5 protein-coding genes are annotated in these 6,291 nt (G+C 73.6%); 2 read left to right on the top strand and 3 right to left on the bottom strand.

Going from position 1 to position 6,291, the window contains the following annotated elements; genetic code table 11:
- Nucleotides 1-288: 288 nt before the first annotated feature.
- Nucleotides 289-1,194 carry an aldo/keto reductase gene (locus AC068A_RS34485; protein ID WP_478590235.1) on the bottom strand — a complete coding sequence of 302 codons (906 nt, stop codon included), beginning with the start codon at nucleotides 1,192-1,194 and terminating at the stop codon, nucleotides 289-291.
- Nucleotides 1,191-2,180, bottom strand: coding sequence for an NAD-dependent epimerase/dehydratase family protein (locus tag AC068A_RS34480; protein WP_478590234.1), 990 nt, complete (start codon nucleotides 2,178-2,180; stop codon nucleotides 1,191-1,193). Before AC068A_RS34480 ends, AC068A_RS34485 begins: the two co-directional genes overlap by 4 nt.
- A gap of 70 nt (nucleotides 2,181-2,250) precedes the next feature.
- On the opposite strand from AC068A_RS34480, the gene AC068A_RS34475 reads away from it, so the two are divergent.
- A complete protein-coding gene (locus AC068A_RS34475) occupies nucleotides 2,251-3,150 on the top strand; it encodes a LysR family transcriptional regulator (RefSeq protein ID WP_478590233.1) in 900 nt (299 codons plus the stop codon).
- Nucleotides 3,151-3,280: 130 nt separating this feature from the next.
- The gene (locus AC068A_RS34470) at nucleotides 3,281-4,171 is read left to right on the top strand and encodes an arginase family protein (RefSeq protein WP_478590232.1); all 891 of its coding nucleotides are present in this window, start codon (nucleotides 3,281-3,283) and stop codon (nucleotides 4,169-4,171) included.
- A gap of 129 nt (nucleotides 4,172-4,300) precedes the next feature.
- Here AC068A_RS34470 and AC068A_RS34465 read toward each other — a convergent pair whose 3' ends face one another.
- Complete coding sequence (locus tag AC068A_RS34465) at nucleotides 4,301-6,085, bottom strand: DUF6777 domain-containing protein (protein ID WP_478590231.1); 1,785 nt, start codon at nucleotides 6,083-6,085, stop codon at nucleotides 4,301-4,303.
- Nucleotides 6,086-6,291: the final 206 nt, after the last annotated feature.

Genomic DNA, 6,291 nt, shown 5'->3' with positions numbered 1-6,291 from the left:
ATTTTTTTGCCCGAACCCGTGGGTGGGACCCGGAGAGGGGGTGGCCGTCCGGAGAAACGCCACGCTTGGGGTGCTCCCCGGGGGGGGGGGGTGGGGGGCCCCCCCCCCCCCCCCCGGGAAGGTGCCTCCGCGAGGCAGGTGGGTGGGTCAGTGGCCGGAGAACACGAAGTGCAATCCCGCCGATGCCGGGCCCGTCGAGGGCGGCGGCGACCCGCTCGCCGGGGCGCAGGGTGAACGAGACCCGTTCGAGGACGCGGCGGGCCCGGGGTCCGTGCGGTCGGCGGCCGGTCAGCTCCCGCTGGTCTTCCAGGCCTCCGCCGCGGCGTCCAGGCGGGCGAGCTGGGCCGGGGCCGGCACCAGCCCGGCGGCGGACGCCGAGTCCCGGGCACTGTGCGGGCGGGAGGCGCCGGGGATCGGGATCACCACCGGTGCACGGGACAGCAGCCAGGCCAGGCACACCTGCTGCGGGCTGACCCCGTGTTCGGCGGCGACCTCGTGGAAGGCCGTCCCGGACGAGGTCGGCCCCGACGGGCCGTCGAGTGAGCTGCGTGAGATCCCGCCCAGCGGGCTCCACGGGAGGAAGGCGATGCCGAGTTCGGCGCAGCGGCGCAGCTGGGGCTCGCTGTCGCGGACGGCGGGAGAGTACTGGTTCTGTACGGAGACCAGCAGGTCGCCCAGGATCAGGCGGGCCTCGTCGAGCTGCTCGACGGTGACGTTGGAGATCCCGGCCGCGCGGATCTTCCCCTGTTCGGCCAGTTCGCGCAGGGTGCCGACGGATTCCGCCCAGGGCACCCGCGGGTCGGGCTTGTGCAGCTGGTACAGCCCGATCGTGTCCACGCCGAGCCGGCGCAGCGAAGCCTCGCAGGCGCGCCGGAGGTGTTCGGGGCGGGCGTCCACGGTCCACGAGCCGTCGCCGGGCCGGCCGCGGCCGCCCTTGGTGGCCACCAGTACGGCCTCGCGGTCCGGGCCGCGCTCGGCCAGCGCCTGCGCGATGAGTTCCTCGTTGTGTCCGGTCTCGTCGGCGTGCCAGTGGTACGAGTCGGCGGTGTCGAGGAGGGTGACGCCGGCGTCCAGCGCGGCGTGCAGGGTGGCGAGGGCCTGCTGCCGGTCGGGGCGGCCTTCGACGGACAGCGGCATGGCGCCGAGTCCGACCGCCGACACCCGCACCCCGCCGATGAAGCGTTCGGCCGTCACCGCGCGCCCCCGTCCCGGACCGCGGCCGTGCTCGCGGCGAGGGCCTCGTCGACCGCCTGCGGCAGCCAGTCCGTCACCCGGCCGAAGGCGAAGCCCAGCCCGGTCGCCCGGCCGTTGTCCACCGGGTAATGGCGGTCGTACGAGAACGGTGACGCGGTTGCTCCGTCCTCCACGAGGGTGTAGCGCGGCGGCCTCCCGGCCCGTTCGCCCACGAGGTCGCCGAGCTCGGTCACGGTCAGCGTGCCGTGCGAGCAGGCGTTGACCGGTCCGGTGAACGGCGCCGCGGCCGTCCAGTGCAGGAACTCCGCTATTTCGCGGTGGTGGATGAAGGTGGTGGGGTACGAGCGCCGGTGGGCAGGGACCGGCTCTCCGGCGGAGATGCGGTCGGTGTAGTACGCCAGCCGTCCGGTGAAGTCGGCCCGGCCGCCGCCCAGGACGTGGGCGGTACGCACGACGGCGGTCGGGAAGACCGGGTCGGTCAGCAGCACGCTTTCGGCCTGCCGCTTGCCCTCCGCGTACGCCGTCGCCTCGTCGGCGCCGGCCGGGACGCCGGGCGCGGGCCTGCCGACCGGGTCGAAGACGTCCTCGGTCACCGGGGCGCCGGCACCGCTGACGGGGAAGGAGGCGGAGGCGGGGGCGGGGGAACCGACACCTGCATCGGCGGGTGCCTGCGTCGCCGGGTCGTACACCTCGACCGTCGAGGTCATGACGTAGCGGCCGGTCCGGCCGGCGAAGACCCGGCGGGCACCCGCGGCCTGCTCGGGCGTGTAGCACACCTGGTCGAGGACCACGTCGAAGGTCCGGGAACCCAGCGCGGCGCGCAGCTGCCGCTCGTCGCCGCGGTCGGCGACCAGGTGCGTCACCCCGTGCGGTGCGGGAGCCGAGCCCCGGTTGACCACGGTCACGTGCGAGCCCGCCTCGCGCAGCAGTTCCACCAGGTGCCTGCCGAAGTACCGGCTTCCGCCGATCACACATACGTTTCGCATGCCTCGACTCTGCCGCGGTACGGTCCCCAGCAGAACTGGTCATCTGCTGAACACGTATGAAGGAAAACTGATGATCGATGTGCAGCGGCTGCGTGTCCTGCGGGCGGTCGCCGAGCACGGCAGCTTCAACCGGGCCGCGGCCGCGCTCCGGCTCACCCCCTCGGCCGTCTCCCAGCACATCGCCGTGCTGGAGCGGTCGCTGGGCCGGCCGGTCGCGATCCGCAGCACCCGCGGGGTCACCCTGACCGATGCCGGGCGGCTGCTGGTGGAGGCCGCCGAGACCATCTCGGCGGAACTCGACCACGTACGGCGGCAGATCGACCGGCTCGGTGCCGACCGGCCCCGGCTGACCGTCGCCACCTTCACCAGTGGCGGGCGCTACCTGCTGCCCGAGGCGCTGGCCCGGTTCGTGGCCGCGCACCCGGAGGTGGAGCTGACCGTGCGGGAGAGCGAGCCGGAGGCGGCCCTGCCGATGCTCCGGCGCGGCAAGGCCGATCTGGCGCTCACGTACCACTTCGACGGGCCCCTTCCCGTCCCGCCGTCCGAACGGCCGGGCATCGACTGGACCCCGCTGATGGACGATCCGCTCTCGGTCGTGCTGCCGCGCGGCCACCGCCTGTCCGGGCGCACCGGCATCGACCTCGGGGAGCTGGCCGCGGACCGGTGGGTGCTGGGCTGCCTGAAGACCGAGGCGTACCTGCGCCGCCATGCGCAGCGGGCCGGCTTCGACCTCCAGGTGGCCGCCTCCACCACGGACTACTTCTTCGCCCAGACCCTGGTCGCGGCCGGGGTGGGGGTGTCTGTGGTCCCGAAGGTCTCGCTGGCCCCGGCCCCGGGCCTCACCGTGGTCGATGTGGAACCCCCGCGCCCGGTCCGGCACATCGGCGTGGCGACCCCGCGCCGCCGCCGACCCGCGCCCCATGCCGCCGCCTTCGCGGAGGCCCTGGTTGCGGCCGCAGCCCGCGCGTAGCCGATCCGGTCCACTTCGCATGTCTGACGCGTTCGCGCGCGGATCGTGCATCACCATGGGCGCGTGGCAGCGCTGTCCGTGCCGGCAGCACTGCCGGTTCGGTGGTGGGCGTCGGCGGAGGGACCGGGACGTGCAGGAGCTGGCGATCATCGAGGCGCCGTCCGTGCTCGGTCTGCGGCCGTCCGGCGCCCAGGACCTGCCGGCTGCTCTGATCAGCGCCGGCCTGCTGGACCGGCCCGGGGCGCTGCGCGCCGGGCGGGTCGAGCCCCCGGCCTACGACCCGAGACGGGATCCCGACACCGGGGTTCTCAACCCGGCGGGCATCGCCCGGTACTCCGTCGCGCTCGCCGACGCGGTCGGCAGGGCGCTCGACGCCGGGCGTTTTCCGGTGGTCCTCGGCGGCGACTGCAGCATCCTCCTCGGCAACCTCCTGGCCCTGCGCCGGCGAGGACGGTACGGCCTGCTGTTCCTCGACGGCCACACCGACTTCTACCAGCCGTCGGCAGAACCGACCGGCGAGGCGGCCTCGATGGAACTCGCCCTGGCCACCGGCCGCGGCCCGCGGCTGCTCACCGACCCCGAGGGACTCGGGCCGCTGCTCCGCGACGAGGACGTCGTCGCGTTCGGCTTCCGTGACGCCGCCGAATCGGCCGAGGCCGGGATGCAGCCGCTGCCCGACGGGCTGTACGCGATCGACCTGGACGGTGTGCGCGCCGTAGGAGCCGCCGCGGCGGCACGCCGGGCGGTCTACCGGCTCACGCGCGGCAGCGCCGCCGGGTACTGGATCCACCTCGACGCCGACGTCCTGGACGACGCGGTCATGCCTGCCGTCGACTACCGGCTGCCGGGGGGACTGGCCTGGGCGGAACTGGAAGCCGTGCTCAGGGTGGCGCTGGCCGACGAGCGGGCCGTCGGCCTCGACGTGACCATCTTCAACCCCCGCCTCGACCCCGGTGGCAGCATCGCAGCCCGCCTCGTCGAATGCCTGCACCGAGCACTGTCGACGCGACCCGCCCGCTGAGCGCTCAAGCGTGCAGGGGCCGGCCCGCATGGGGAATCCCGCTCCGGATCCGAGCGATCGGACGGGGATTCCCGGCGGGCCCGGGGGCTTCGCCGCTGCTCCGTGAACCCGCATCTCCGGTAGGGCCTGTCATTCGGGCGAGGTCACGTCCCCACTTTTGACCGGGTTCGGGCCTGGGTCATCCCCAGATCCTTGGACCGGGTCCTTTCCGGAGTGCCCGGGCTTCCGTCCCGGTGATTCGCCCGGACTCCCCTCCGGGCCCGTCCCCGGGCCTGTCCCCGGGCCTGTCCCCGGGCCTGTCCCCGGACCGGTCGCCGGACCGGTCGCCGGGTCCACCGCCGGGTCCGCCCCGGTGCCCTTCCCAGGGTCCTGACCAGGGACGTTTGCGGGGCGCTCCCCCGGGTTCCGACCCTGGGGACTTCCCGGGTCCTGATCCGGGTCCCGGTGCGGCTCCTTACCGGAATCTCCGGGGTTCCGGCCGGAGCTTTCGCCTGGGTTCTGGTTCGGATCCGTTCCAGTGACCGTTCCCGGTCCCTTCTCAGCACTCTTCGCGGAGGGCGTCCCAGGACCGTCTCCCGGGTTCTGACCCGGAGTGCTTCCAGGGACCTGATCCGGCACCTTTCCGGGGTTTCCGGGATTCAGGTCCTGGCCACCGTCCGGATTCCGGTCGGTGGCCTTCCCCGAACCCTTCCCCGAACCCTTCCCCGAGCCCTTCCCCGGGTCGTTCGTCTCAGGGCCCTTCTCAGTCCCCTCTCCCGGAGTCCGGCCCGGAGCATCGCCGGGGTTCTGAGCCGGATCCTTGTCCGGATGCTGGGTCGAGCCCTTTCCGGGATGACCGGAGTTCCGGCCCGGCTCTTCGCCCTGGTTCTCGTCCGAGCCCTTCCCCGGTCGCTTTTCCGGGTCCGATCCCGGGGCCTTCTCCGGCTTGTCTCCTGCATTCCGGGGCGCACCGTTTCCGGGGCCCTTGCCGGGGGGTTCATCGGAGTCCACACGCGGATTGCCTACCTGGTCCTTTCCGGGGATCCCGGGCTTCTGGCCTCGGCCTTCACCCGGGGGTCTCCCTTCGGGCGTTTCCTTGTCGTGCGCCTTGTCCATGCCCGCAGCAGGGGGGTTCTCCACCGATCCCGGACGGGGCGGGGGCAGGACCGGGTACGGCGAGTCGGGCGTCTGGCCCTGCGGGGGTGCGACCTCGAGGTCATGCCTTCCCGGCTTGACGCCGCTCGGGCGCTCGTACCATTCCTTGCGGTCCTGATCGAACACCGTGACGGTCTTCACCGGCTTCCGGGCGGGCTTGACCGCAACGAGATCGGAAGACCGGAACGACGACCATTCCGCGCCGCTGTACCTCTGCTTGCCCTTGACGGCGACGGGCGGGGCCAGGGGGTTTCCGCAGGCACAGCGGACCCGAGGCACACCGCGGTCGTCGACCAGAACGGACGTGCCGGCCTGCAGGACCGCCTGGTAGCCGGTGGGCGCGCCGTTCCTGTACCCGTGGTTGGTGACGCGGGTATCCCAGCCCAGCCGGACGGGCGTCAGGGACCGCAGGTAGGACGGGACGTCGGACTGCCGGATGTTCAGGGGAGCGGCGAATGCCTTCCCCTTGTCCGGGTGTTGCGTGAGGAACGCGATCTGCTTCTCGACGTCGCAGCTCGCTGTATTCCGCGTGCCCCCGTACAGCCCTGGGTACGCACCGCTGATCTCGAGGGTGGGGGTGGGGGTGCCGGTGCGGCGCGTGCCGGCCGCGGTGGACTTGCCGGGGGCGACGGGCGTGGCGCCGAGGGGCTCGGCCGCCGTGACCGTCGAGGGGGTGAACGGGTCGGGGCCGGCTCCCGAGGCGGCCTGGAGGAAGACCTCGCCACCGACTGCCTCGTTGCCGCCCATGACGGTGAGGGCGAGGACCGCTGCCGCCGTCATGGCCACCGCGGTGCCGGCGCTCAGCAGCGTCCTGCGCGACCGCCACCCGCGAGTGGGCGCGCCACGGCGGCGGGCCGGCGGACCGGGATCACCTCCGCCGGTCGGCGGACCCGGGGGCGGCGGAGGAGGAGGCCCCGACGGAGGCCCTGACGGAGGCCCCGACGGAGGCCGCTCGTTCGACGGCCGGCTGGACAGCGGACCGGACG

Source organism: Streptomyces sp. NPDC043854 (assembly GCF_056436005.1).
The sequence above is the reverse complement of the archived record's forward strand: the minus strand, read 5'-3'. Positions and strand labels throughout refer to the sequence as shown.